Origin of the sequence: Nocardiopsis dassonvillei subsp. dassonvillei DSM 43111, from assembly GCF_000092985.1 — a bacterium.
Classification (GTDB): domain Bacteria; phylum Actinomycetota; class Actinomycetes; order Streptosporangiales; family Streptosporangiaceae; genus Nocardiopsis; species Nocardiopsis dassonvillei.
Genome location: NC_014210.1, coordinates 3,607,357 through 3,632,797, shown reverse-complemented (window position 1 = coordinate 3,632,797; position 25,441 = coordinate 3,607,357). Strand labels below are relative to the sequence as shown.

The 25,441-nt window shown below is 72.3% G+C and carries 21 protein-coding genes and 2 rRNA genes; 16 read left to right on the top strand and 7 right to left on the bottom strand.

What is annotated here, in order from left to right:
* Window positions 1–106 precede the first annotated feature (106 nt).
* Both NDAS_RS14995 and rrf read left to right on the top strand, forming a co-directional pair.
* Window positions 107–3,203 (top strand): 23S ribosomal RNA (locus NDAS_RS14995).
* Window positions 3,204–3,306: 103 nt separating this feature from the next.
* Window positions 3,307–3,422 (top strand): 5S ribosomal RNA (rrf, locus tag NDAS_RS14990).
* 325 nt (window positions 3,423–3,747) lie between these two features.
* On the opposite strand, the gene NDAS_RS28930 is transcribed toward rrf, so the two are convergent.
* The gene (locus NDAS_RS28930; RefSeq protein WP_049800307.1) at window positions 3,748–4,722 is read right to left on the bottom strand and encodes a hypothetical protein; all 975 of its coding nucleotides are present in this window, start codon (window positions 4,720–4,722) and stop codon (window positions 3,748–3,750) included.
* Between the two features lie 15 nt (window positions 4,723–4,737).
* Here NDAS_RS28930 and NDAS_RS14980 point away from each other — a divergent pair, with 15 nt between their 5' ends.
* The gene (locus NDAS_RS14980; RefSeq protein WP_013154056.1) at window positions 4,738–5,421 is read left to right on the top strand and encodes a hypothetical protein; all 684 of its coding nucleotides are present in this window, start codon (window positions 4,738–4,740) and stop codon (window positions 5,419–5,421) included.
* Window positions 5,422–5,486: 65 nt separating this feature from the next.
* On the top strand, window positions 5,487–5,909 hold the full coding sequence (locus tag NDAS_RS14975) for an NUDIX domain-containing protein (protein WP_013154055.1): 423 nt from the start codon (window positions 5,487–5,489) through the stop codon (window positions 5,907–5,909).
* Here NDAS_RS14975 and NDAS_RS14970 read toward each other — a convergent pair.
* Window positions 5,899–6,834, bottom strand: coding sequence for a GNAT family N-acetyltransferase (locus NDAS_RS14970; protein ID WP_013154054.1), 936 nt, complete (start codon window positions 6,832–6,834; stop codon window positions 5,899–5,901). The two genes, NDAS_RS14975 and NDAS_RS14970, sit on opposite strands and share 11 nt — an antisense overlap.
* Before the next feature lie 164 nt (window positions 6,835–6,998).
* Complete coding sequence (locus NDAS_RS14965) at window positions 6,999–8,003, bottom strand: MBL fold metallo-hydrolase (RefSeq protein WP_197724914.1); 1,005 nt, start codon at window positions 8,001–8,003, stop codon at window positions 6,999–7,001.
* Window positions 8,004–8,329: 326 nt separating this feature from the next.
* Here NDAS_RS14965 and NDAS_RS14960 point away from each other — a divergent pair, with 326 nt between their 5' ends.
* Window positions 8,330–8,758, top strand: a complete 429-nt coding sequence (locus tag NDAS_RS14960) for a single-stranded DNA-binding protein (protein ID WP_013154052.1) — start codon at window positions 8,330–8,332, stop codon at window positions 8,756–8,758.
* Window positions 8,759–8,775: 17 nt separating this feature from the next.
* On the opposite strand, the gene NDAS_RS14955 is transcribed toward NDAS_RS14960, so the two are convergent.
* A complete protein-coding gene (locus NDAS_RS14955) occupies window positions 8,776–9,783 on the bottom strand; it encodes an HAD-IIA family hydrolase (RefSeq protein ID WP_013154051.1) in 1,008 nt (335 codons plus the stop codon).
* Window positions 9,784–9,935: 152 nt separating this feature from the next.
* Complete coding sequence (locus NDAS_RS14950; RefSeq protein WP_013154050.1) at window positions 9,936–10,742, bottom strand: aminoglycoside N(3)-acetyltransferase; 807 nt, start codon at window positions 10,740–10,742, stop codon at window positions 9,936–9,938.
* A 181-nt stretch (window positions 10,743–10,923) separates the two neighbouring features.
* Here NDAS_RS14950 and NDAS_RS14945 point away from each other — a divergent pair, with 181 nt between their 5' ends.
* Window positions 10,924–12,447 carry a serine hydrolase domain-containing protein gene (locus NDAS_RS14945; RefSeq protein WP_013154049.1) on the top strand — a complete coding sequence of 508 codons (1,524 nt, stop codon included), beginning with the start codon at window positions 10,924–10,926 and terminating at the stop codon, window positions 12,445–12,447.
* On the opposite strand, the gene NDAS_RS14940 is transcribed toward NDAS_RS14945, so the two are convergent.
* A complete protein-coding gene (locus NDAS_RS14940; protein WP_013154048.1) occupies window positions 12,428–13,705 on the bottom strand; it encodes a DUF1015 family protein in 1,278 nt (425 codons plus the stop codon). The two genes, NDAS_RS14945 and NDAS_RS14940, sit on opposite strands and share 20 nt — an antisense overlap.
* Window positions 13,706–13,755: 50 nt before the next feature.
* A complete protein-coding gene (locus NDAS_RS14935; protein ID WP_013154047.1) occupies window positions 13,756–14,106 on the bottom strand; it encodes an SCP2 sterol-binding domain-containing protein in 351 nt (116 codons plus the stop codon).
* Window positions 14,107–14,301: 195 nt separating this feature from the next.
* On the opposite strand from NDAS_RS14935, the gene NDAS_RS14930 reads away from it, so the two are divergent.
* The 10 genes from NDAS_RS14930 to NDAS_RS14885 all read left to right on the top strand — a co-directional run bounded on the left by NDAS_RS14930 (window position 14,302) and on the right by NDAS_RS14885 (window position 25,308).
* Window positions 14,302–15,036, top strand: a complete 735-nt coding sequence (locus NDAS_RS14930) for a coiled-coil domain-containing protein (RefSeq protein WP_013154046.1) — start codon at window positions 14,302–14,304, stop codon at window positions 15,034–15,036.
* Between the two features lie 30 nt (window positions 15,037–15,066).
* On the top strand, window positions 15,067–15,264 hold the full coding sequence (locus NDAS_RS14925; protein ID WP_013154045.1) for a hypothetical protein: 198 nt from the start codon (window positions 15,067–15,069) through the stop codon (window positions 15,262–15,264).
* Window positions 15,265–15,266: 2 nt separating this feature from the next.
* Window positions 15,267–16,067 (top strand): TlyA family RNA methyltransferase, encoded by an 801-nt coding sequence (locus NDAS_RS14920; RefSeq protein ID WP_013154044.1) that lies wholly within the window; start codon window positions 15,267–15,269, stop codon window positions 16,065–16,067.
* 112 nt (window positions 16,068–16,179) lie between these two features.
* On the top strand, window positions 16,180–17,106 hold the full coding sequence (locus NDAS_RS14915; protein WP_013154043.1) for an NAD kinase: 927 nt from the start codon (window positions 16,180–16,182) through the stop codon (window positions 17,104–17,106).
* A 68-nt stretch (window positions 17,107–17,174) separates the two neighbouring features.
* Window positions 17,175–18,884: a DNA repair protein RecN gene (gene recN / locus NDAS_RS14910; RefSeq protein WP_013154042.1), complete on the top strand. Its 1,710-nt coding sequence runs from the start codon at window positions 17,175–17,177 to the stop codon at window positions 18,882–18,884.
* Window positions 18,885–19,097: 213 nt separating this feature from the next.
* Window positions 19,098–20,270 carry a putative cytokinetic ring protein SteA gene (steA, locus tag NDAS_RS14905; protein WP_041552789.1) on the top strand — a complete coding sequence of 391 codons (1,173 nt, stop codon included), beginning with the start codon at window positions 19,098–19,100 and terminating at the stop codon, window positions 20,268–20,270.
* On the top strand, window positions 20,267–21,388 hold the full coding sequence (locus tag NDAS_RS14900; protein WP_013154040.1) for a copper transporter: 1,122 nt from the start codon (window positions 20,267–20,269) through the stop codon (window positions 21,386–21,388). The genes steA and NDAS_RS14900 overlap by 4 nt, the downstream gene beginning before the upstream one ends.
* 254 nt (window positions 21,389–21,642) lie before the next feature.
* On the top strand, window positions 21,643–22,596 hold the full coding sequence (locus NDAS_RS14895) for a hypothetical protein (protein ID WP_378670104.1): 954 nt from the start codon (window positions 21,643–21,645) through the stop codon (window positions 22,594–22,596).
* Window positions 22,597–22,606: 10 nt separating this feature from the next.
* Window positions 22,607–24,229: a murein biosynthesis integral membrane protein MurJ gene (gene murJ, locus NDAS_RS14890; protein ID WP_013154038.1), complete on the top strand. Its 1,623-nt coding sequence runs from the start codon at window positions 22,607–22,609 to the stop codon at window positions 24,227–24,229.
* A complete protein-coding gene (locus NDAS_RS14885; protein ID WP_013154037.1) occupies window positions 24,226–25,308 on the top strand; it encodes a glycosyltransferase family 4 protein in 1,083 nt (360 codons plus the stop codon). The genes murJ and NDAS_RS14885 overlap by 4 nt, the downstream gene beginning before the upstream one ends.
* Window positions 25,309–25,441: the final 133 nt, after the last annotated feature.

The window sequence follows — 25,441 nt, the reverse complement described above, 5'->3', positions numbered from 1 at the left end:
AACTCTCGGGTCCTTGCCGTTGTGGTTGGGGATGTGAGTGGTGTTGGGGTATGCGGTTGGTGTTTTGATATGTGATTAGTGTGCGCGAGCATCTTATTATCTGTAGTGGCCAAGTGATAGTGGCACACGGTGGGATGCCTTGGCACCAGGCGCCGATGAAGGACGTGGGAGGCCGCGATAGGCCACGGGGAGCTGTCAACCGAGCTGTGATCCGTGGGTGTCCGAATGGGGAAACCTAGCCCGAGTTGTGTCGGGTTGCCGCCATCTGAATGTATAGGGTGGTTGGTGGTGACGCGGGGAAGTGAAACATCTCAGTACCCGCAGGAAGAGTAAACAACAGTGATTCTCCTAGTAGTGGTGAGCGAACGGGGAAGAGGCTAAACCGTAGGCGTGTGATAGACGGCAGTCGTTGCGTTTGCGGGGTTGTGGGACATATCTGTTCAGGTCTGCCGGCCTGGAGCGTTGATGTCGGTGTTAGTTGAAACCGTTGGGAAGCGGTACCGGAGTGGGTGAGAGTCCCGTAGATGAAGGTACCGGCTAGACGTTGATGTGTTCCCGAGTAGCGCGGAGCCCGTGAAAGTCCGTGTGAATCTGGCAGGACCACCTGCTAAGCCAAAATACGTCCTGGTGACCGATAGTGCACTAGTACCGTGAGGGAAAGGTGAAAAGTGCCCCGGTGAGGGGTCGTGAAATAGTACCTGAAACCGTGTGCTGTCAAGCCGTCAGAGCTGAAGCTTGTCTTTGGTGATGGCGTGCCTTTTGAAGAATGAGCCTGCGAGTCATGGTGTGTGGCGAGGTTAACCCGGGTGGGGTAGCCGTAGGGAAACCGAGTCTGAATAGGGCGATTTGAGTCGCATGCTGTGGACCCGAAGCGGAGTGATCTACCCATGTCCAGGGTGAAGCGGGGGTAAGACCTCGTGGAGGCCCGAACCCACCAGGGTTGAAAACCTGGGGGATGAGGTGTGGGTAGGGGTGAAAGGCCAATCAAACTCCGTGATAGCTGGTTCTCCCCGAAATGCATTTAGGTGCAGCGTCGCGTGTTTCTTGCTGGAGGTAGAGCTACTGTTTGGCTGATGGGCCCGACAAGGTTACTGACGTCAGACAAACTCCGAATGCCGGTTAAGTGAAGCGTGGCAGTGAGACTGCGGGGGATAAGCTTCGTAGTCGAGAGGGAAACAGCCCAGATCATCAGCTAAGGCCCCTAAGCGTGTGCTAAGTGGGAAAGGTTGTGGAGTTGCTGAGACAACCAGGAGGTTGGCTTAGAAGCAGCCATCCTTTAAAGAGTGCGTAATAGCTCACTGGTCAAGTGGTTCTGCGCCGATAATGTAGCGGGGCTAAAGCACACCGCCGAAGCTGTGAAGCTCAAGACTAGTTTCTTGGGTTGGTAGGGGAGCGTCGTGCGTCCGGTGAAGCTGCCGAGTGATCGTGTGGTGGAGGGCGTGCGAGTGAGAATGCAGGCATGAGTAGCGATAGCAACGTGAGAAACGTTGCCGCCGATTGACTAAGGGTTCCTGGGGCAGGTTAATCCGCCCAGGGTGAGTCTGGACCTAAGGCGAGGCCGACAGGCGTAGTCGATGGATAACGGGTTGATATTCCCGTACCCGTGCACGAGCGTCCAGTACTGAATCAGGTGATGCTAACCACGCTGGTGGTCTTGGGTCCCTTCGGGGAGCTTTGACTTACTGGTCTGGGAACCGAGCTTGTAGTAGGTAAGTGATGGGGTGACGCAGGAGGGTAGCTCTACCCGGCGGTGGTTGTCCGGGGGTAAGCGTGTAGGCTGAGAGGTTGGCAAATCCGCCTCTTATATGAGCTGAGACGTGATGCCGAGCCGTTTTTGGTGAAGTGAGTGATCCCATGCTGTCGAGAAAAGCCTCTAGCGAGTTCGTGTGTGGCCAGTACCCTAAACCGACGCAGGTGGTCAGGTAGAGAATACCGAGGCGTTCGGGTGAACCATGGTTAAGGAACTCGGCAAATTGTCCCCGTAACTTTGGGAGAAGGGGAGCCCTGTCTGGTGACGGATCTTGCATCCTGAGCTGGGTGGGGTCGCAGATAGCGGGGGGAAGCGACTGTTTATTAAAAACACAGGTCCGTGCGAAGTCGTAAGACGCTGTATACGGACTGACGCCTGCCCGGTGCTGGAACGTTAAGAGGACTGGTTAGTGGGGGTTCGCCCCTGCGAAGCTGGGAATCTAAGCGCCAGTAAACGGCGGTGGTAACTATAACCATCCTAAGGTAGCGAAATTCCTTGTCGGGTAAGTTCCGACCTGCACGAATGGCGTAACGACTTCCCCACTGTCTCAACCATGGGCCCGGTGAAATTGCACTACGAGTAAAGATGCTCGTTTCGCGCAGCAGGACGGAAAGACCCCGGGACCTTCACTATAGCTTGACATTGGTGTTTGGGATGGTTTGTGTAGGATAGGTGGGAGCCGGTGAAGCTGTCACGCTAGTGGCGGTGGAGGCGTTGGTGAAATACCACTCTGACTGTTTCGGGCATCTAACTTTGGACCGTGATCCGGTTCGGGGACAGTGTCTGGTGGGTAGTTTAACTGGGGCGGTTGCCTCCCAAAGAGTAACGGAGGCGCCCAAAGGTTCCCTCAGCCTGGTTGGTAATCAGGTGTTGAGTGTAAGTGCACAAGGGAGCTTGACTGTGAGACGGACGTGTCGAGCAGGAGCGAAAGCTGGGACTAGTGATCCGGCACCGGCGTGTGGAAGCGGTGTCGCTCAACGGCTAAAAGGTACCCCGGGGATAACAGGCTGATCTTCCCCAAGAGTCCATATCGACGGGATGGTTTGGCACCTCGATGTCGGCTCGTCGCATCCTGGGGCTGGAGTTGGTCCCAAGGGTTGGGCTGTTCGCCCATTAAAGCGGCACGCGAGCTGGGTTTAGAACGTCGTGAGACAGTTCGGTCCCTATCCGCTGTGCGCGTTGGAGACTTGAGAAGGGCTGTCCCTAGTACGAGAGGACCGGGACGGACGAACCTCTGGTGTGCCAGTTGTCCTGCCAAGGGCATGGCTGGTTGGCTACGTTCGGGAGGGATAACCGCTGAAAGCATCTAAGCGGGAAGCTTGCTTCGAGATGAGGTCTCCTGCCTCCTTGAGGGGGTAAGGCTCCCTATAGACGATGGGGTTGATAGGCCGGGTGTGGAAGCCTTGTGAGGGGTGGAGCTGACCGGTACTAATAGGCCGAGGGCTTGTCCGCTGCAGATAATTGGATGTTCGCGCACACTTTTCACGGAGCTTGCTGCTCACTGTGATTCCCTGTCCTTTGGGGTGGGTGGAGTTGGGTGGGTGGTGTGTGGTTTCCGTGGTGGTTATTGCTGGAGGGTCACACCCGGTCTCTTTCCGAACCCGGTCGTTAAGTCTCTTTGCGCTGATGGTACTGCCCTGTGGTGGGGTGGGAGAGTAGGTCGCTGCCACGGTTTTTCGTTGGGGGGGGTCGCCTGTGGGCGGCCCCCCTTTGTTTTTGTGTGGGGGTGGGGTGCCTGTAAGGCGGCCTGTCCCTCTTTTTTGTGGTGGTGTTTGTGCGTTTGTGAACGCGGGGGTGGGTGTGTGGGGGTGCGGGTTTCCGGGTGGGCCCCCCTGTTTCCAGTCAACCGGGTGCGGGGGTGGCGGTGCCAGAGCGTCCCGCGTCCTGTGGACAACCCGGTCCGGTGTGCGCAGACGCTGTCGGGAAAGTAGGACGTTGGGCACCTGCGCTCTGGTGATGAGCGGCGACACCATGTCGTAAGCTGGAAGGCACGAGTACTATGACGCGCTGCTACTGCTCAAGGTGGCAGCGCTTTTGAGTGTTGACGGACGGGTTGGATGACTGAGGACAGCCGATCGGGAGACCGCGAGGACTCCGGAGCCAACGAGCGCGGCGGTTATCGCTCCGGTGGACCTGGTGGTCGGGGACGCGGTGACGGACCCCGCGCCCGGTCCGGCTACAGCGGTTCCAGAGATGACAGAGGTCGTGACGACCGGCGCGGAGGATACCGCCGTGACGACCGTGACCGCGGAGGCTACCAGGGTCGCGACGAGCGTCGCGGCGGTGGTGGTTTCCGGGGCCGTGACGAACGACGCGATGACCGCGGCGGCTTTCGCAGCGAAGGCGGCGGAGAGCGCCGCGACAGTCGGGACCGTGGTGGTTTCCGCGGTGGGGACCGCCGGGATGACAGGGGTGGCTTCCGCAGCGGAGAGCGCCGCGACGATCGCGGGAGTTTCCGTGGCCGCGATGACCGCGACCGCGGCGGATTCCGTGGCGGGGACCGTCGCGACGATCGCGGCGGGTACCGCGGCCGTGACGACCGCGGAGGCTTCCGTGGCGGTAACGACCGCCGTGACGACCACCGCGAGGACCGGCGGGATGATCGGGGCGGCTTCCGTGGCGGGGACCGCGACCGCGGAGGCTTCCGCGGCCGTGACGACCGCCGTGACGACCGCGGCGGGTTCCGCGGCGGAGAGCGCCGTGACGACCGGCGAGGCGGGGGCTTCCGGGAAGGCGGGCGCGGGGATGACCGCCGTGGCGGCGGGTTCCGCGGTCGCGACGACAACAGGGGCGGCGGCTTCCGCGGTCGGGACGACCGGCGTGACGACCGCCGTGCGCCGCGCGAGGACCGCGACCCGGCCGACGTCGCGCCCCAGCTCCCGGCGGAGGTCAGCTACTCCCAGCTGGACCCCGAGACCAGGCGTGACCTCCACTCGCTGCCCAAGTCTCTGGCCGAACTGGTCGGCAAGCACATCGTCGCCGCCGGCATGCTCCTGGACGAGGACCCCGAGCGGGCCTACGCCCACGCGGCCTACGCGCGCCGCAAGGCGTCGCGCGTTCCCGGCGTCCGCGAGGCCTCCGGTGTGGCGGCCTACACCGTGGGCAAGTGGCAGGAGGCCCTGTCCGACCTGCGCGCCGCACGCCGGATGAGCGGACGCGACAACTTCCTCGCCATCATGGCCGACAGCGAGCGCGGCCTGGGCCGTCCCGAACGGGCGCTGGAGATCACCAACGACCCGGCCGCCAAGGACCTGGACGCGGCCGACCGCATCGAGCTGCGCATCGTCGCCTCCGGGGCCCGCCGGGACATGGGCGACACCAAGGCCGCCCTGGCCGAACTCCAGGTGCCCGAGCTCAAGGAGAGGCGGGCCCGCCCGTGGGTCGCCCGCCTCTTCTACGCCTACGCCGACGTCCTGGAGGAACTGGGCCGCGAGGACGACGCCCGCGAGTACTTCTCGCGCGCCTCGGCCGTGGACAGTGACGGCGTCACCGACGCCGACGAGCGGCTGGCCGCCCTGGAGGGGATGGAGCTGGTCGACTACGACGCCGAGGACGGCATCGTCTGGACCGACGCCGAGGAGCAGGAACCCCTGGAGGAGCCGCAGGAGGACGCGTCCCCGCGCGACCGCGACCGCGACGAACGGCACCGCGGCCGCGAGGACCGGGACTGAGCCCCTTCCACGGAACCGGTGGTACCGCACCGCCGGGCGGAGACGCTCCGCTCGGCGGTGCCGTCGTGCGTCTGGGGGTCCTCCCCGAGGTTCACGACTCCGTGGTGTGCCTGACCTACACCGGTGACCGGCCCCTGCTGGTGCGCAACCGGCGCCGGGCCTGGGAGTTCCCCGGCGGTCACGCCGAACCGGAGGAGACCTTCCAGGACACCGCGCGCCGCGAGGCCCGGGAGGAGGCCGGCGCCACCCTCGGCGACATCCGTCCCGTCGGCCACTACGTGCTCTCCGGCGGTCACGTCACGGTGGTCACCCACGCGCAGGTGACCGCGCTGGCTCCGCTGACCGGGGAGTTCGAGACCGTGGAGGTGCGGGCCTTCGACGTCCTGCCCTCCGACGACCAACTCTCCTGGGCGGACGGGCTCTACGCCCACCTGCTCCGGGAGCTGGGGCTGCCCGGGGCGCCGCCGGGGCCGTCCGCTAACCCCTGAGCCGCCGGACGTAGACGGTCTCGGAACCGACCGGGGCGTAGCCGAGCCGCCGGTTCGCGGCCAGCATCGGCGCGTTGTCCTCGTGGTTGCCGGTGTAGGCGTAGCGCATGCCCCGTTCACGCGCCCGGTGCAGTGCCGCGGCCTTGGCGTACCCGGCCAGGCCGCGCCCCCGGAACTCGCGCAGGGTGCCGGTCATGGACGACTCCATCCGGGTCTCCCCGTCGCTGACGTAGCAGGTGATGGCGGCCGGCACGCCCTCGACCAGTGCCAACAGGGACAGGTCCGGTGCGCGCAGCGGGTGCTCCCACACGTCCTTGCGCCACCCCTCGTAGGAGGGGAACCAGGAGTCCGCGCCCGGCTCGTCCAGGCTGGCCAGCCTGTCGACCTCGTAGATCTCCCGCGGGTCGTCGGCGTAGTCGCCGAAGGGCCGCAGTTCGACGCCCTCGGGAGCCTTCGGTAGGGCGGGTAGCGCGGCCAGGTCCAGGCCCAGGACGCGGTGGGTCTCCTCCGGGGCGTACCCCCGCTCCAGCACGGTCCGCCGGAAGGCCTCGCCCCCGGTCTGGACGCCCTCCTCGGCGGCCTCGGTCCGCAGGACCTCGGCTCCGCCCTCGAGGAGGTGGCGCTCGGAGGCGTCCAGCAGGCGCGCGCCCACGTCCGTGTCCCGGTGGGAGGCGGCGACCGTGGCGAGGAGGGACCGGCCGCTGCGGGGGCCCTCACCGTCGCAGCGTAGCGCGGAGCGCAGGAAACCCACCGGGGCCCCGTCCTCCACCGCGAGCAGAGTGGTCTCACGCATGCCGGGCAGGGGGTTCTCCGCCCGCCAGCGCATCGCGTCCTCGGTCAGCACGCGGCAGGGGTGGACGGCGCGCAGGAGGGGGAGGATCCGGGGGATGTCGGCCCGCTCCATGGGGCGGATCTGAGTCGTCATGGGGGTGAGACTAGGTCCGGGGCCCGGCGGGCGCACTCGGTTTTCCCGCGGTCCGCGCGCCGCGTCCGGCGGCCGTGCGCCGCCGGGGCCGCTCCGCGCCTCCGCGTCGGAGCGCGGACGTCCGCGCTCCGACGCCGGGGACCGCGAGGGCCGTCCGGGACCGCTCAGGAACGTTCCTTCTCCTCCGCAGCCCGGGCCTCGGCCTGCTCCCGGGCGAGCCTGTCCAGCCAGTGCACGATGCCGGACACGTTGGCCTCCGCACCGCTGAGGGTGTCCAGGATCGCGGCGGACTCCGCGGGCAGCTCCGGCGGCATCGGCGCGTAGCGCGAGACCACCTTGTCGCGCACCATGGCGATCGCGTGGTCCAGGTCGCCGGTGCTGCCGTGGGACTCGCGCACTGTCTCCACCCACAGCCGGAGCTCGGACTCGGCCCGGTCGAGGGTCTCGGGGACCGAGGTGACCGCGCCGAAATGGGAGAACATCAGCCGCTGGGCGTCGATGTCCCCGAACAGCCGCAGGGTGCGCAGGCACGCCTCCATGTCGAAGTCCGGCGGCGGCGTGGCCGGGCTGACCTCTCCGGTGAGCGGCTTGTACACGCCCAGCGCGTCGCCGACGTACAGGTCGCCGGTGAGGGTGTCGACCAGGCCCATGTGGTGCTTGGCGTGGCCGGGGGCGTAGTGCGTCACCAGTCGGCGCCCGCCGCCCAGGTCGATCTCCCCGGTCTCGGCCACCGACCGGATACGGGTCGCCTCGGTGGGGTTCATCCGTCCGAACAGGCTGTCCAGCCGGTCGCCCCACACCATCTCGGCGCTGCGCATCAGCCTGCTCGGGTCGGCCAGGTGGTGGGCGCCGCGCTCGTGCACGACGATCTCGGCGTTGGGGAACAGGGCGGCCATGTCTCCGGTGCCGCCCGCGTGGTCCAGGTGGATGTGGGTGACCACGATGGTGGCCAGGTCCGCGGGAGCCAGCCCGAGGCGGGTGACGGCCTCGTGCAGGACCCGCGCGGAACCGGCGGTGCCGACCTCGACGATGCAGGGCCGTTGGGAGCGGATGAGGTAGCTCGACACGATCCCCGGGTATCCGGCGAGCATCGTGTCGATGGCGAAGATGTCGTCGCCCAGCGGGGTGATCCCCTCGGGCAGACCGCTCACGTCCACGTCGTCGTGCACTGCAAGCACCCCTGTTCCTCGGTCGTCGTGGGGTTCGGCGGGGCCGAACCGGACAGGATCCGACTCTAGGACAAGGGTGTCACGGCTGGTCGGGGCGGGGCTCGGCCCGGTCCTCGCCGGAGGGGTGCGCGGAGCGCGGCCGGTGCCGGGACGGGTTGTCCACAGCCTCGCGACGGGCCTTTCGCCCGGACCCTCGCCGGGGGATCCTGGTGGGAGAGCGCACGCCCCCACCGCACGCGGACGGCCGGACCTTCGGTCTCCTGCCCCGCGCCCCTGCTCCGCGTCGCGCCCGTCTCCTCGCTCTCCACCCATGGGAGGACGTCCACATGCAGCAGGAGTCCGCGGTCGCCCCGAGCCGGACCGCCCCCGACACCCCGTCCCCGCGGCAGGACCCGTGTGAGTCCGAGCACCGCAACGAGATCCTCGTGGCCGGGCGGATCACCGCCCGGCCCCTCATCCGCGAGCTGCCCAGCGGCGACCGGTTGGCCACCTGGCGGGTCTGTGTGGCCCGCCCCCGCGACAGCCGCTACCGCGGGCGCCGGTCCGACTCGATCACCTGCACCAGTTTCGACCGCGACCTGCACGAGGGGATACGCGCCTGGCGGCTGGGCGACGTGGTCCGGATGACCGGGGAGCTGCGCCGCCGCACCTGGCGCGGCCGGGAGGGCGTACGCAGCGTGTGCGAGGTGGAGGCCAGGACCGCGACCCTGGTCCGGGCGGCCGACGGCCCCGCGGCCGGGGCGGTGCGGCGGTGAGGGCCCGCCGCGTGGGCTCACCAGCCCAGGCGGGACAGCGCCTCGCGTGCGGCCGGGCCGGACGGGTCCGCCGCCCGGTCCGCCCAGACCGCGACGCACAGCGCGCGCAGCCCGTCCAGCCGGTCCCCGTCCCCCTCGACGCGTGGTGCGCCGCCGGTGACGGTCACCGTCCACCCCGCGCAGCGGGTGCGGTCGCCCTCGCGGACGACGGCCGGGTGCGTGTGGTTCATGCCCGACAGGTCCCACGCCAGGTAGCTGGGGCGCTGGTGCTCGGGCGCGGCGAGGGCGTCCATCGGGGTGGCCACCCCCGTCAGCACCAGCATCCCCGCCGCGCCGTGGGCGGTCGCGCCCTCGATGTCGGTGTCCAGCCGGTCGCCCACGATCAGCGGGTTGCGCGCTCCGGTGCGCAGGATGCCCTCCTCGTGCAGGGGGCGCATGGGCTTTCCGGCGACGACGGGTTCGACCCCGGTGGCGTTGGCGATGACCCGGACGAAGGACCCGTTGCCGGGGGTCAGGCCCCACTCGCTGGGTGCGGTGGCGTCGTTGTTGCTGGCCACGTAGAACGCGCCGCGCCGGACCGCGACCGTGCCCTGGTCGAGCAGGTCGCGGGTCATGTGCCGGGAGTAGCCCTGCACCACGGCCACCACCGAGGGGCTGTCGACCGACACCGGGCGCAGCCCCATCCTGCGCACCGCCTGGCGCAGCGCGGTGTCGCCCACCACCAGTACGTCCGAACCCGCGGGGTGGTGTTCGCCGACCAGGCGGGCGGCGGCCTCCGCGGAGGTCACCACGTCCCCGGGGGCGGCGCCCACGCCCAGTTCGGTCAGGTGCTCGGCGATGCGCGCCGGGGTGCGCCCGGCGTTGTTGGTCACGAACGCCACCCGCGCTCCGGCGGCCCGCGCCTTGCCCACCGCCTCCGGTGCCGCCGGTACGGCCCTCGGGCCGATGTAGACGACCCCGTCCAGGTCCAGGAGCATCGCGTCGTGGATCTCGTTCAGGGGGCGGTCTGCGGCGAGCAGGGACATGGCGGAGAACCCGTTCCGTGTGATGGCGGTGGTCGTCTCCCAGGCTATGGCGCGGGTCCCCTCGGCCGGGACCGTCCGCCCGGGGCCGGGATGTGCGCTGTGTCGCTGACCCACCGGCACCGCGGCGGGCGCCGGATGCTCCGGTGCGGAGGTCACCTGTCCCGGTTCACGGTCATCCAGCTGGACGCGAAGGCCACCGCTCCCGGGAGGGAGAACAGCCGTGCGGTGGCCTCGCCCACCGGGCCCGAGGTCACGGCTCCGGTGTTCTCGAAGTCGGCGCCCAGCCGTGCGAAGTCCTCCTCGTCCAGGAGCACGTCGGTGAAGTCCACCCACGTCCGGCCGCCGTCCGGGGCCAGGACCGCGCACCCGGACCGCTCCAGGCGGGGCCGGGGGATGCGGTACTCGGCCAGGTGGAAGGCGGTGCAGGAGTCGAACCCCGTGCCCAGCAGCAGGACCTTGGCCCGGACGCGTTCCAGCGCGGCGAGCGGGGAGTCCTCGCCCAGGCGGCAGTCGACCGGGTGGTGTGCCATGAGGTCGCGGGCGCGGGGGCCCAGCGCGGCGAAGGAGGTCTGCGGGTTCGCGCTGCGGACCGCGCCGGGCCAGGTGCGCACCATCTCCGGGACGCGGCCCATGAACCTGCTCGGTGTCAGGCGCGGATCGAACCCGGGCGCCTGCGCGCGGATGACCGGCCACCAGTCCTCGGGGACCGGGGGGTCGCGCCACCCGGCGGGGTCGGTGTTGTCCATGGTCTGGGTGGGCACGACGAGCGTTCCCCGGGAGCCGACGGCGTCCACGAGGGCCTGCACGAGGGCCTGTTCACCGCCGCACACCCAGCCCAGCGCGCTGAGGGAGGTGTGCACGAGGAGGGTGTCGGCGGGCGCGACCCCCAACGCGGTCAGGTCGCGGGCCAGGGAGGCCCGGGTCTGGGGTCGGCCGGGGTTCTTCGCTTCGGCGGGCACGCTGGGGACTCCTCGGCTGGAAGGGAACGGAGCGGATCACCATGGGTACAGCAGTCGGCCGGTGCCGGGCCAGTGGATATCGGGAGGCCGGGGGAGGCGCGCCGGGGGGTGGGGGGTGGGGAAAACCCCAGGGTGTGCGTACGGTCGGCACCGTGGTCTCGGGTGGGCCGCGCCGAGCACGATGGTCCCCATGTCCCTGACCAGAATCGCGGCGGCGGGCCTGGCCGCCGCCCTCCTGATGCTCACCGCCGCCCCCGCCCGGGCCGAGGTCCCCGACACGGATCCGGGCGCGCTGACCTCCGAGGCCGTGGACGCCTACGTGTCCGACTACCTGGACGCCTCACCCTTGCCGGGGGCCGCCGTCGCCGTGACCCGGGGCACCGAGGTGGTGCGCGCGGCGGGCTACGGCACCGACTCGGCGGGTGGGGCGATCACCGCCGACACCCCCATGGGGGTGGCCTCGGTCAGCAAGGCCTTCACCGCGCTCGCCGTCATGCAGCTCGTGGAGGACGGCGCACTCGCGCTCGACGACCGGGTGGCGCGGCACCTGCCGGGGTTCACCCTCGACGACCCGCGCGCCGACCGTGTCACCGTCCGCCAACTGCTCACCCACACCTCGGGGATGTCCGACACCGCCTTCCGGGAGAAGAGCGCCCCCGCGGCCGAGGACCTGGAGGGGGCGCTCGCCAGGATGGCGGACTCCGGGATGGCCGCCGATCCGGGCACCGAGTTCCACTACCACAACCCCAACTACCACGTCGCGGCCCGGCTGGTGGAGGTCCTCAGCGGCCGGTCCTTCGGCGAGTACATGGACGAGCGCGTGTTCGCGCCGCTGGGCATGGACGACACCGTCACCGTCGACACCGCCGAGGAGGTCTTCGCGGCGGGGGCGGCCCCGGGGCACGTCGCCGTCCTGGGCGCGGCAGTCGCGGTGCCCGAGCCGCAGAGCTACTTCAACGGCGCGGGCGGCATGGTCACCACCGCGCACGACATGGCCCGCTGGCTGGTCGCGCAGAACAACGGGGGGCGGGGAGCCGACGGCGCCCGCGTCCTGTCGGAGGAGGGGATCACCGCCACCCACACCCCGGTCGGCGGCGCGGGAGGCGACACCGCGCTGGGCTGGAACGCCGGGGAGAGCCCGGCGGGCGCCCCCATGGTCTCGCACGGGGGCATCCAGTTCACCTACACCGCCCACCAGGCGCTGCTGCCCGGGAGCGGGTACGGCGTCGCGGTGATGGCCAACACCGGGCTGGGCAGCGCCGACGCCTCCGCGCTGCTGCACGGGCTGGTGGCCCTGGCCGAGGGCGGGGAGCCCGCCGCGCCGACCGCTCCGGTGCTGTTGGCGCTCGACCTGGTCCTGGTCGCCCTGGTCGGGCTGACCGGCTACCTCGCCCAGCGGGGTGTACGGCGCGCCGGCGCCTGGGCGGAGGCCGTCCGCGTGCGTCCCCGGTGGCGCGGCGCCGTGCGCCTGCTGCCGGGGCTGGCCGTCATCGGCGCGGCCGTGTTCCCGAACCGGTTGGCGGCGCTGCTGGCCCAGGGCCGTGACATGACCTGGGGGCAGACGTTCTACCTGGCCCCCACCGCCCTGGCCCTGCTGGTGGCCGCCGCGCTCGCCTTCGCCGTGGTGTACGCGGCCCGGGCGGCCCGCCTGGTCGGAGCGCGGCGGTCGGTCCGGGGCCGCCCCCTCAGTCCAGGAGGCGCATGACCAGACCCGTACGCGGTTTGGGGCCGAACGAGGTGGACTTGCGGGGGGTCAGCTCCCCGCGGTCGGCCACCGCGTACACCTGTTCCACGCGCAGCGCGGGCACGATGACGGCCGTGCCCTTCTCGTCGCGGGCGGCCGCGACCGCCTCGGCCGCGTCGTCGTGCACCATCCGCACCCGCTCCTCCGGTACCTCCCACAGCGGCAGCAGCACCTGGTGCAGGGCGGCCGTGGACAGGTGCCGCCACTGCGGGGAGCGGTCGGGCATGGCCCGCTCCAGCACCCGCTCGTCGAAGCCGTGCACCAGGTGGGCGTCGCCCTCGGGGGAGACCAGTAGCAGGGCGGGCGCCTCCGCCCGGTCCAGGGCGTGTGCGCGGGGGCCCGCGACCCGTTCCACGGAGGCCACCGTGCGGGCGGCCTCGACCGCGGCGTCGGTGTCCAGGCCGGGGAGCACCCGGTGGATGGCGCCCAGTCGGGGCGGGTGGGTGTCGCTGTCCACGAGCAGGGCCAGCCCGTAGCGCCAGCCCGGGGCGTCGTGGGCGGCGCGCAGACGCCGGTAGGCGGCGTAGCGGTGGTGGCCGTCGGCGATCAGCGCGGACCGGCCCGCCAGGTCGGCGCTGATCCGCCGCAGCACGGCGGGGTCGGTGACCGCCCACAGCCGGTGCTCGGCTCCGTCGCGGGTGCGCGCGTGCGTGAGCGGGGCGCCCGCGACCGCCTCGGTGGCGGCCGACGCGTACCCGTCGCCGCCCCGGTAGACCAGGAAGATCGGTTCGAGGTTGGCCCGGGCCAGGCCCATCAGGTGGAACCGGTCGCGCACCGGCGGGTCGGCCACGTCCTCGTGCGGGCGTACGGCGGGTTCGGCGCCCTCCTCGGGCAGGCGCAGGTTGCCCACCAGTCCGCGCTGGCGCCGCCCGTCGGCGGTGACCTGCTCGTACACGTACAGCGCCGGTTGCGCGTCCAGCGCGAGCACGCCGTCGTCGATCCAGCTGCGCAGCAGCTCGGCGGCCGTGCGGTAGCGGCGCGGCACGGCCCTTCCCGTCCCGGCGGGGCTCTGGCGGCTCAGCTCGAAGGGCAGGGTGACCCGCGCGGCGTTGTGCGGGTCGGAGCGCTGGAGCGCACGCGCCTCGTCGGCGTCGGGGATGTCGTAGGGAGGGGCCAGGAGTCGCGCGAGGTCGAACTCCCCGTCGACGAAGCGGTCCGCGTCGGGGTCGGCGTAGCGCAGACCGCGGAAGGGCGCCAGTTCGAGAGGTTGGCGTGGCATCCCAGCACGGTACCCGTCGCCGTTCGCCGTTCGGGCGCCGCGCGGTCGGCTCAGAGGAGTTTCCGCACGCGCAGCAGGTCGCCGACGCTGGCGTCGATCCTGACCCGGCGGCCGAACACGGCCTTGGCCGCGTCCAGGCGGTCCTCGGCCAGGGCCACCAGGTCCTCGCTGGCCACGGTGATCCGCACCTGTGCCCGGGGCGCGGGCCGGTCCGCGGGGCGGTGGGTGATGTCGACCAGGCCGTCGAGGGTGAGCCGCATGTCGAAGACGGTCTCCAGGTCGGGGACCTCCACGCTCAGGGAGCGTTCACGGATGTACTTGCGGCGCTTCTCGTCGGGTTGGGCGAGGATGCGCTGGTTCACCTTCTCGATGCCGGCGAGACACGTGTCGATGCTGCTCATGGCCACATCATGCCCCAGGCGCCGGGCGTTCGCGTCCTTGTGGTGCCATCGGGACGAATGGGGCGGTCTTGGGAGTTCGCGTGTCAACGCCGGTTCGGTCCCGGTAGCGTTGGCCACGGCCCCCCGTCGCGCAGCGGCTCGCCCTGCCCGCGCCCCCTTCCTCTTTCGCGGTCCCACCAAGGAGCACTTGTCATCATGGTCGTCGACGCGGTACGCACCTACCTCGATGCCGCCAGTGGCCTCACCGAACTCTCGCGCAAGCAGGCCGTCGCCGCGGCCAAGGCCCTGCTCAGGGCGAACGGTCCCGCCGCGCCGGTCGCGGCGGAGGGGGAGAGCCTGCCGCCGCGGGTGGGGCAGAGCATCCAGAACCTGGCCGGGGAGCTCATCGAGACCAGCCAGGCCAACCGCGCGGCCATCGCCGACCTGGTCCGCTCCGAGGTCGGGCGCCAGCTGGAGCGGATGGACGTCGTGCCGCGCGCCGACCACGAGCGTCTGGTACGGCGGGTCGCCGAACTCGAACGCCGCCTGGCCGCACGCCACGCGGTCGAGCGCGTTCTGGCCCCCGTCGAGGCGGGCGCGTCCTCGCCTGTGCGCCCCGCGGCCGCCGCGGAGACCGACGCTTCCCAGGCCGAGGTGTCCACCGGGGCCGGGGAGGGCGCCGAGGCCGGGTCCGAGGAGCGCGGCCCCGGGGCGGGGGCCGGATCCGGCTCGGCCGCGTCCGAGGGGGACGCGAAGGTCGCCGGGGGCCGGGACACGCAGGAGGCGGCCGACGACGGCGCGGAGGCCTCCGCGGACGCGGCGGGTGCCGCGGCCGACGCCCAGGACGCCGACAAGGCCGCGGCCAGGAAGCCCCGTACCGCGGCCAAGACGGCCCGCGCTCGCACCGCAGCCAAGCGCACCACCAAGAGCAGGGGCACCACGAAGAAGTAGAGTCGGACCAGCGAGAACACCGGGAGAGGCATGGACCCCAACGAGCAGGCCCAGGCACTGGCCGAGCAGACCCTGCGCAGCACCAGGGAGCGGCTGGCGTCGCTGGAGTCCCTGCCCACCGCCGAGCACGTCGCGGTCTTCGACACCCTGCACCAGGAGCTGTCCGGGGTGCTCGGCGCGCTCGACCAGGGCGCCGGCGCCCCCGAACAGCCCCGGTATCCTCGGTAACCATGGCAAAACGCACCCGGCTCGACGCGGAACTGGTCCGCCGCGGGCACGCACGCTCCCGTGGACACGCCGCCGAGATCATCGAGGGCGGGTTCGTCAAGGTCGCGGGGATCGTGGCCTCCAAGGCCGCGACCCAGGTCGGCCAGGACCAGCCCATCGTGGTCCGTCCACCCTCCGACGAGCCCCCCTACGTCTCCCGCGGCGCCCACAAGCTCATCGGGGCCCTCGACGCCTTCGAGTTCGACGTCGCCGACCGCAGGGCCCTGGACGCGGGCGCCTCCACCGGCGGGTTCACCGACGTGCTGCTGCGCCGCAGGGCGGCCCACGTCACCGCGGTGGACGTGGGCTACGGCCAGCTCGCCTGGTCGCTGCGCAGCAACGACCGCGTGCGCGTGATGGAGCGGGTCAACGTCCGTGAGCTCACCCCCGAGCAGATCGGCGAGCCCCGCCCCGACCTGGTCGTGGGCGACCTGTCGTTCATCTCGCTGCGCCTGGTGCTGGGGGCGCTGCGGGGCTGCGTGGCCGCCGACGCCGACTTCCTGCTCATGGTCAAGCCCCAGTTCGAGGTGGGCAAGGACAAGGTCGGCGCCGGGGGAGTGGTCCGCGAGCCGGAGCTGCGCGCCGAGGCCGTCTCCGACGTCGCCGCGCACGCCCTCACCCTGGGGCTGGGCACCGTCGGCGTCACCGCCAGCCCCCTGCCGGGCCCCTCCGGCAACGTCGAGTACTTCCTGTGGATGCGCGCGGGGGCCGCGCCCCTGGACCCGGACGCGTTGGCCCGGGCCGTGGAGGAGGGACCGCGTTAGCGACCGTGGCGAGCGTGTCTCAGGAGTCCGGTAACGTGACCCGGCCGGGTCGGCGAACGCCCCGGCCAGCACTTCAGACTCCCCGCCGGGGAGTGAACGTAAGGGGACGGCGATGACCAGCGGACGCAGTGTTCTCCTGCTGGCCCACACCGGTCGGCCCGCCGCGGTACGCAGCGCCCAACTGGTCCACGAGAGCCTGAGCCGGGCCGGGCTGACCGTGCGCATGCTCAAGAACGAGATCGAGGAACTGGCCGCGGAGGACTGCGTGCTCTCCCCGGTCGAGGTCGTGGAACCGGGGGAGGCGGCCCGGGGCGTCGAGCTGGTCATGGTGCTCGGCGGCGACGGCACCCTGCTGCGCGCCGCGGAGATCGCGCGCCCGGCCGGGGCACCCCTGCTGGGGGTGAACCTGGGCCACGTGGGGTTCCTGGCCGAGGCCGAGCGCGAGGACCTGGGCGCGACCGTGCGCAGTGTCGTCAACCGCGACTACGACGTCGAGGAGCGCATGACCCTGGACGTGGCGGTCTTCAACGGGGGCCGGGGCGACGGGAGTCCGCCCGTGCGCAACTGGGCGCTCAACGACGCGACCCTGGAGAAGGGCGAGGCGCGCCGCATCCTGGAGACCGTCCTGGAGATCGACGGGCGTCCGCTCTCGCGCTGGGCCTGCGACGGTGTGGTGTGCGCCACCCCCACGGGTTCCACCGCGCACGCCTTCTCCGCGGGCGGCCCGGTGGTGTGGCCGGACGTGGACGCCCTGATGGTCGTGCCGCTCAGCGCGCACGCCCTGTTCGCGCGGCCCCTGGTGGTGGGGCCGAACGCGACTGTGGCCCTGGAGGTGGTCCCGGCCACGGCGCCGGGCGTGCTCTGGTGCGACGGACGGCGTATGGTCGAATTGCCCGCGGGGGCACGAATCGAGATCACCCGTGCCGACACGCCGGTTCGGCTGGCCCGGCTGCACCGGGCGCCGTTCACCGACCGGCTGGTGGCCAAGTTCGGATTGTCGGTCGCCGGATGGCGGGGCCGTAGCGAGCACGGCCGCTGACCGGCCCGCGCGGCCGGACGCGCCGTGCGCGCGTGTGGGCAGTGGCGTCAACTACAGGAGAGGGATCGGTGCTCGAAGAAGTCCGTATCCAGGGGCTCGGAGTCATTGACGACGCCGTTTTGGAGTTGTCACCGGGGCTGACCGTCGTCACCGGCGAGACCGGCGCGGGAAAGACCATGGTCGTCACCGGGCTCGGACTGCTCTTCGGCGGGCGGGCCGACCCCCAGCGCGTACGTCCGGGTGCGGACCGGGCCGTGGTGGAGGGGCGCCTGACCGTCCCCTCGGGCGGCCGGGTGGCCGCCCGGGTGCTGGAGGCGGGGGGTGACATCGACGACGACGTCCTCATCCTCACCCGCACGGTGTCGGCCGAGGGCCGCTCGCGTGCCACCATGGGCGGCCGGTCCGCCCCGGTGAGCCTGCTCGCCTACCTCGCCGACGACCTGGTCGCCGTGCACGGCCAGTCCGACCAGCAGCGCCTGCTGCGCTCGGACCGGCAGCGCTCCTCCCTGGACCGCTTCGCGGGCGAACCGCTGACCAAGGCGCTCAAACAGTACACCGTGGCCTACCGGCGCCACCGGGAGGTGTCGGCGGAGCTGGAGGAGCTGGTGGAGCAGGCGCGCGAGCGCGCCCAGGAGGCCGACATGCTCCGTTTCGGCGCGGAGGAGATCGCCGCCGCCGAGCCCCGGCCCGGTGAGGACGCCGAGCTGCTCGCGGAGGAGACGCGGCTGGCGCACGCCGACAGCCTGCGCGTGGCGGCCACCACCGCCCACGAGGCGCTGGCCGGGGACCCGGCCTCCGACGTGGAGGTGGACGTGGCCGCGCTGCTCTCGGCGGCCCGGCAGGCCGTGGCGGCGGTGCGTGAGCACGACGCCGAGCTGGCCGCGATCGGCGAGCGGTTGGACGAGGCCTCCTACATCCTCACCGACGCCGCCACCGAGCTGGCCTCCTACGCCGAGTCGGTGGACGCCGACCCCGCCCGTCTGGCCCTGGTGCAGGAGCGCCGCGCGCTGCTCACCTCGCTCTCGCGCAAGTACGGCGCGACCACGGACGAGGTGTTGGCCTGGGCCGAGAACGCGGCCAAGCGGCTGGCCGACCTGGAGGGCGACGACGAGCGCATCGACGCGCTGCGCGCCGAGGCCGACGAGCTGCACGAGCGCATGGAACTGTTCGCCGCCGAGCTGACCCGTGTGCGCACCGAGGCCGCCGACCGCTTCGGGGAGGCCGTGACCGAGGAGCTGACCGCGCTGGCCATGCCGCACGCCCGCGTGAGCGTGCGCATCACCACGGGTGAGGAGTTCGGCCAGCACGGCCGCGACGAGGTCGAGGTCCTGCTGGCCCCGCACCCCAGCTCTCCGCCCCTGGCCCTGCACAAGGGCGCCTCGGGCGGTGAGCTCTCGCGCGTGATGCTGGCCATCGAGGTGGTCTTCGCCGGTGCCGACCCGGTGCCCACGTTCGTCTTCGACGAGGTGGACGCGGGTGTGGGCGGCAAGGCCGCGGTGGAGATCGGCCGCCGGCTGGCCCGGCTGGCCCGGCGCGCGCAGGTCATCGTCGTCACGCACCTGCCGCAGGTCGCCGCGTTCGCCGACGCCCACCTGGTGGTGGAGAAGTCCACCGAGGGCCTGGTCACCGAGAGTGGTGTGGTGCGGTTGGACCGCGGGGGCCGGGTCCGGGAGCTGTCGCGGATGCTCGCGGGGCTGGAGGACTCCGAGCTGGGCCGTGCGCACGCCGAGGAGCTGCTCACCAACGCCGATCCGGAGCGCGCCTATCCGGCCGCCTGACCTGGGCGTTGTGTACACGTCCGGAACGGATGTGTGTGACCTTCTGGCGTTTCGGGGTAGTGGGCGGGCAGGTCGCCGTGGTCGTCCCGGAACGGGGTGAGGTCGGCGGTCTCGACCAGAACACGCCGATCTCACAGCTGTGATGACTCTCCGTAGGTGAGTTCTGACAGTATGCCAGCGATGAAGGTATCGGATGCGCTCAGCGCCACAGTCATGCGGTTCCGCCGCACCCGGGCGGACGCTCCCACAGGGCTGATCGCGCCCGTCCGCTCGGACCGGCGCACCAAGAACCTGACCAAACGTCTGCGACCGGGCGACATCGCGGTCATCGACCACGTCGACCTGGACCGCGTCAGTGCCGAGGCCCTGGTGGGCTGCGGTGTGTCCGCGGTCCTCAACGTCGCCACGAGCATCAGCGGCCGCTATCCCAACCAGGGGCCGGAGATGATCGTGGACGCGGGGATCCCCCTGGTCGACGACGTCGACCCCGAGGTGTTCACCCGCGTCCGCGACGGCGAGCGGCTCCGCCTGGAGGGCGCCACCCTGTACCGCGGCGACGAGGTCGTCGCGCGCGGCACCCTCCAGGACCTGGGGACCGTCAGCGCGGCGATGGAGGAGGCCCGCGCGGGGCTGGCCACACAGTTGGAGGCCTTCGCGGCCAACACCATGGCCTACCTCCAGCACGAGCGCGACCTGCTCCTGGACGGCATCGGCATCCCCACCATCGAGACCGACATCGAGGGCCGCCACGTCCTCATCGTGGTCCGCGGCTACCACTACCGGGAGGACATCGCGGCGCTGCGGCCCTACATCCGCGAGTTCCGGCCGGTCATCATCGCCGTGGACGGCGGGGCGGACGCGGTCATGGAGGCGGGGTACAAGCCTGACATCATCGTCGGCGACTTCGACTCGGTCTCGGACCGGGCGCTGACCAGCGGGGCCGAGCTGGTCGTGCACGCCTACCGCGACGGCAGGGCCCCGGGCCTGCCCAGGCTCACCGACCTGGGGCACGGCGCGGTGGTCTTCCCCGCCACGGGCACCAGCGAGGACGTGGCGATGATGCTCGCCGACGGCGCGGGCGCCGCGCTCATCGTGGCCGTGGGCACCCACGCCACCCTGGAGGAGTTCCTCGACAAGGGCCGGGCGGGGATGGCCAGCACCTTCCTGACCCGGCTGCGGGTGGGCGGCAAGCTCGTCGACGCCAAGGGCGTCAGCCGCCTGTACCGCTCGCGCATCTCCCCCTGGGCCCTGCTCGGGCTGGTCGCGGCCTGCCTGCTCACCATCGTGGTCGCCGCCTACAGCTCACCGGCGGGCCAGGTCTACCTCACCTTTCTCGCGGCGCGCTGGGACGCGTTCTCCTACTGGTTGACAGGGCTGTTGACGTGATCGATTTCCGCTACCACCTGGTGTCCATCGTCGCGGTGTTCCTCGCGCTCACCGTGGGGCTCGTCCTGGGGACCACCATGCTCCAGGACCCGCTGCTCAACACGCTCCAGTCCGAGACCGCCGACCTGCGCAGCCAGAGCGAGGAGCTGCGCGCCGAGCGCGACGCCGCCGACCAGGTCAACGCCGGGGCCGACCGGATGGCCGAGGCCGTGTCCGACGACACGCTCTCCGGTCTGCTCACCGACCTCGGTGTGGTGGTGGTGAGCGCTCCCGGAGCCGACACCGAGACGGCCGACGCCCTGGCCGGGCGCGTGGAGCAGGCGGGCGGCGAGGTCGTCGGCCGGGTCCAGATCAGCGACGCGTTCCTGGACGGCGGCAACGCCACCTTCGTCGACGAGTTGGCCCTGCAGATCACCCGGGACCCCCGGGACCTGTCCGGCAGCCCCCACGAGAAGGCGGGCGCCGAGATCGGCCGCGCCCTGGCCGCCTCGGAGGAGGACCCCTCCGGGGAGGGGGGCTCCGGTGACGAGGAGGCGTCCCCGTCCGAGTCCCCGTCCGCCCAGGCGGGGGAGGGCGGTGACGGCGGCTACGACCCGGCGGCCGTCCTGGAGGCCTTCACCGAGGGCGGGCTGATCACGGTCGAGGGCGACCCCGCAGAGTCCGCCGACGCCGTGGTCGTCCTCGCGCCCTCGGGCGGGTCCTCGCCCGAGGGCCAGGACCCGCAGACCGCCAACGCGGTGCTGAACACGATCACCACGGCCCTGCACCGGGAGGTCGGCGCCACCGTCGTGGCCGGTGACGGGCCCTCCGCCCGGGGCGAGGGAATGCTCGCGCAGGCGCGCGCCGCGGAGGCGGCCTTCGCCACCGTGGACGTGGCCAGCCGCCCGATGGGCGAGGTCATCACGATCCTGGCCCTGGCCGAGAACCTGAAGGAGGCCGGGGGAGCGTACGGCATCGGCGAGGGGGTGGCGGGCTTCCTCCCCGACCCGCTGCCCGAGCCGCGCGAGGACTCCGAGGACTCCTCCGATGCCTCGCCGGAGCCCACCGGGAGCGACGGCGCGAGCGACGCGGGCGGCGGCACCGACGAGGCCCGCCGCACCGTTCGGGACGGGGAGTGACACCGTTGACCGCCCCCGTCCCCCTCGCGGACCCCGGATCCGCCGCCGCGCGGTTCCTGGCCCAGGGCCTGACCGGCGCCCTGCTCGGAGCCGCCGCGGCCTCCACGGCCTACTCCCTGCTCACCCGGGGCCGTGCTACCCGGTACGAGGCCGTCCGTGCCTCCGGGCCCGGCGCGTCGGACGGGTTCGTCGCACCGGGCACACCCGTCGCCCCGCAGGCACCCGACACACCGGACGCATGCGATGTTTCCGGCATGCCAGCCGTACCGCGCACACCGGATGCGCCGAACGCGTCCGGCACGCCATGCGTGTCCGGTGTCCAGCGCGCACCTGAGGCCACGAGTCCGTCCGGCACGCCACGCGTGTCGGGCGCACTCGTCACCACCGGCGCACCGCGCACACCTGCCGTGTCGGGCACACCCGGCGCCCCCCGTGCGTCCGTCGCACCGCGTGCACCGGATGCGCCGAACGCGTCCGGCGCGGCCGAGGCGACGGACGTGTGGCTGCGCACCAACTTCCGCGGACGCCGCGTCACCCTGCGCCAGGGGCCCGCGCTGGCCTGCGGCGTGTGCGCGGCCGTCCTGCTCGTGCCCGGCCCCGGCCCGCGCGTGCGCGCGGCCTCCGTGCTGGCCGCGGCGGGCGCCGCCGCCTTCGGGGTCTACGACGACCTGGCGGGCTCCTCCCGCGCCCGCGGCCTGCGCGGGCACCTGGGCGCCCTGGCGGGCGGCCGGATCACCACCGGCATGGTCAAGATGGCGGGCATCGGGGCCACCGGGGTCGCCGCCGCCCGCCTGCTGCGCCGCTCGCCGCTGGACACCGTGCTGGACGGGGCGCTCATCGCCGCCAGCGCCAACCTGCTCAACCTGTTCGACCTGCGCCCCGGACGCGCGGCCAAGGTCGCGCTGTTCGCCGCCGCCCCCGCCCTGGCCTCCCCGGCCGCGCCGCTGCTGGGCCCCGTCGTGGGCGCTTCGGCCGCGCTGCTGCCCGACGAGCTCGCCGAGCGCTCCATGCTCGGCGACGCCGGGGCCAACGCCCTGGGCGCCGCCCTCGGCGCGGCCGCCGCGGCCCGGGCGCCCCGCCCCGTGCGCGCGGCCCTGCTCGCGGGGGTCGCCGCCCTGACCCTGGCCAGCGAGCGCGTCAGCTTCTCCCGCGTCATCGACCGCGTTCCGGCCCTGCGCCGCCTCGACCGCTGGGGCAGGCACGAGTGAGACGGCCACGGTGTCCCGTACCATCCAGGGGGTGACGCGCGGAGTAGGCACGGCGGCGGCGCTCATCGCGGTGGTCACCGTGGGGGCCAGGCTGGCGGGGTTCGGGCGCACCGTGGTCTTCTCCCAGACCGTCGGCGACACCTGTCTGGGCACCGCCTACGTCACCGCCAACCAGCTGCCCGCCGTCCTGTTCGAGATCGTCATCGGCGGGGCGCTCACCGCCGTGGTCGTCCCGGTGCTGGCCGCCGCCGCCGAGCGCGGCGACCGCGAGCAGGTGCGCCACACCGCCTCGGCGCTCATCACCTGGGTCCTGCTGCTGGCCGTGCCGCTGTCGGCGCTGCTCGCCCTGGTCTCGGTCCCGGCGATGGCGCTCATGCTGGGCGCGGGCCAGGGCTGCGACCGGGGCGCGCTGCTCGGGCTGTCCGCCCGCATGCTCGCGGTCTTCGCCCCGCAGATCGTCCTCTACGGTCTGGCCTCGGTGCTCTACGGCGTCCTGCAGTCCCACCGCCGCTTCCTGGCCCCGGCCCTGGCCCCGCTGGTGTCCAGCCTGGTGGTCATCGCCGCCTACGTGGCCTTCGTGCCGCTGGGAGCCGACCACCGCCAGGACGTGGCGGGCCTGCCGCTGGCGGCCGAGCTCGCCCTGTCCCTGGGCACCACCGCCGGGGCGGCGGCGCTCTTCCTCACGGTCGTGGGGCCCGCCCGGCGGCTGCGGGTGCGGTCCCGGCCGCGCCTGACCTTCCCGCCCGGGGTGGGCGGGCGCGTGCGCTCCCTGGCGCTGGCCTCCCTGCTGCCGCTGGCGGCCATGCAGCTGTGCCTGCTGCTGTTCGTGGCCCTGGCCAACCGGGGCGGCGGCGCGGGCGCGGCCGTGCTCCACACCTACGCCTGGGCCCTGTTCACCCTGCCCTACGGGGTGATCGCGGTGCCCATCGCCACCAGCGCGTTCACCGCCCTGGCGGTCGCGCACGCCGAACACGACCGGCGGGGGTACGCCTCCCTGGTGTCGGGCGGCGCCCGCGCCTGCGTGGTGGTCACCGCGGGGGTGGGCACCGCCCTGGCCGCCGCCGCGGCCCCGGTGGCCCTGGTCTTCGCCCAGCACGATCCGCTGACCCTGGAGCGCGCCCTGCTCGCCTACGCTCCCGGGGTGGTGGGATTCGGGCTGGTGGCCCTGCTCAGCCGTGCCCTGTACGCCTCGCACCACGGGCGCCTGGCCGCCACGGCCCAGGTGGTGGGGTGGCTGGTGGTGATGTTGTGTGCTGTGGTGTTGGTGTGGACCTTGCCGCAGGGCTGGTCCATCGCCGGGCTGGGCGCGGCCAGCACGGTCGGCCTGAGCCTGGCCGCGGCCCTGCTGTGCGTAGCGGTGGCGCGCACGCACGGGCGCGCGGCCCTGACGGGTGTGGCGCGCTCGGTACTGGCCGCGGCGCTGGGCGGTGTGGTCGGGTGGACCGCGGGGCGCGCGGTGGCCGCGGCCCTGCCCGCGGACGGCGTGTGGCAGACGGTGGCGGCGGCCGCGGTGGCGGCGACGGCGGCGCTGGCCCTCTACGCGGCCGTCGCGGCGGTGGTGGACCGTCCGGCGGTGCGTGCCGTCGCCGACCGGGTCGGGACCGTACTCGAACGCAGGAGGGAGAGGCGTTGAACGCCAGGATCGCGCTGGTCATCGGTACCAGCAGTGGAGGGGTGGGCCGCCATGTGCGCTCGCTGGGCGCGGGCCTGGCCGCGCGCGGCCACCGGGTGGCGGTGCTGGGCCCGGCCTCCGCCGAGCGCGAGTTCGGCTTCACCTCGGAGGGCATGCGCTTCTCCCCGGTCGGCATCGGAGCGGCGCCCTCCGCGGGCGATCCCGGCGCGGTGCTGCGCCTGCGCGCCCTGACCCGGGGCGCGGACGTGGTCCACGCGCACGGGCTGCGGGCCGGGGCCCTGTGCGCGCTGGCCGGCGCCTCTCCGCTGGTGGTGACCGCGCACAACGCGCCGCCGCTGGTGCGGGGGGCGCTGTCGGCGGCCTACCCGGTGCTGGAGCGGATCGTGGCGCACCGGGCGGACGTGGTGCTGGGGGTGTCGGGCGACCTGGTGCGCAGGCTGCGCTCGGTCGGGGCGCGCGACGCGCGGCTGGCGGTGGTGGCCGCTCCCGAGACCGGCGCTCCGGTGAACGGGCGCGAGGCCACCCGGGCCGACCTGGCGGTGCTGCCGGAGCGGCCGCTGCTGCTGACCGTCGCCCGCCTGGCCGAGCAGAAGGGGTTGGACATGCTCCTGGCGGCGGCGCCTGCCATCGCCGACCGCCGCCCCGAACCGGTGGTGGCGATCGCCGGGGACGGGCCCCTGTGGGGGCAGCTGCACGACACGGCCGCGGAGATGCGCGCGGACGTGCGCATGCTGGGGCACCGCGCGGACGTGGCGGACCTGCTGGCGGCGGCGGACGTGTTCTGCCTGACCAGCCAGTGGGAGGGGCCCTCACTGGTGATCATGGAGGCGTTGCGCGCGGGGCTGCCGGTGGTCTCCACGCGGGTCGGCGGCATCCCGGACCTGTACTCGGGGACGGTGCTGATGGTGCCGCCGGGGGATCCCGCGGCCTTCGCCGCCGCCGTGGGCCGGGTGCTGGACGACCCGGCGCTGGCCGAGGACCTGCGGGCGCGCTCGCGCGAGGCGGCCAAGGCGCTGCCGAGCGAGGAGGACGCGGTGGAGGCCGCCGCGGGCGTGTACAAGACGGTGCTGCGGCGGTGACGTGGGGCGCGAGGGGAGCGGGGGGCGGGATGGCCCCGGGGTTGGGTGGACCTGTCCCCGGGGTGCGGTCGATGCCACCTCCACCGGGACTTCACCTCGCGGGGGTGGAGATGTCATCCTGGACTACGGTCCG

Coding starts and splice junctions, on each gene's coding strand:
- NDAS_RS14895 (WP_378670104.1), top strand. CDS start 21,643: ATGCCAGCCGTACCGCGCACACCGGATGCGCCGAACGCGTCCGGCACG.
- steA (WP_041552789.1), top strand. CDS start 19,098: ATGCGGTTCCGCCGCACCCGGGCGGACGCTCCCACAGGGCTGATCGCG.
- NDAS_RS14930 (WP_013154046.1), top strand. CDS start 14,302: ATGGTCGTCGACGCGGTACGCACCTACCTCGATGCCGCCAGTGGCCTC.
- NDAS_RS14915 (WP_013154043.1), top strand. CDS start 16,180: ATGACCAGCGGACGCAGTGTTCTCCTGCTGGCCCACACCGGTCGGCCC.
- NDAS_RS14925 (WP_013154045.1), top strand. CDS start 15,067: ATGGACCCCAACGAGCAGGCCCAGGCACTGGCCGAGCAGACCCTGCGC.
- NDAS_RS14945 (WP_013154049.1), top strand. CDS start 10,924: ATGGTCCCCATGTCCCTGACCAGAATCGCGGCGGCGGGCCTGGCCGCC.
- NDAS_RS14955 (WP_013154051.1), bottom strand. CDS start 9,783: ATGTCCCTGCTCGCCGCAGACCGCCCCCTGAACGAGATCCACGACGCG.
- NDAS_RS14960 (WP_013154052.1), top strand. CDS start 8,330: ATGCAGCAGGAGTCCGCGGTCGCCCCGAGCCGGACCGCCCCCGACACC.
- NDAS_RS14920 (WP_013154044.1), top strand. CDS start 15,267: ATGGCAAAACGCACCCGGCTCGACGCGGAACTGGTCCGCCGCGGGCAC.
- NDAS_RS14980 (WP_013154056.1), top strand. CDS start 4,738: ATGCTCCTGGACGAGGACCCCGAGCGGGCCTACGCCCACGCGGCCTAC.
- NDAS_RS14935 (WP_013154047.1), bottom strand. CDS start 14,106: ATGAGCAGCATCGACACGTGTCTCGCCGGCATCGAGAAGGTGAACCAG.
- NDAS_RS14970 (WP_013154054.1), bottom strand. CDS start 6,834: ATGACGACTCAGATCCGCCCCATGGAGCGGGCCGACATCCCCCGGATC.
- NDAS_RS14940 (WP_013154048.1), bottom strand. CDS start 13,705: ATGCCACGCCAACCTCTCGAACTGGCGCCCTTCCGCGGTCTGCGCTAC.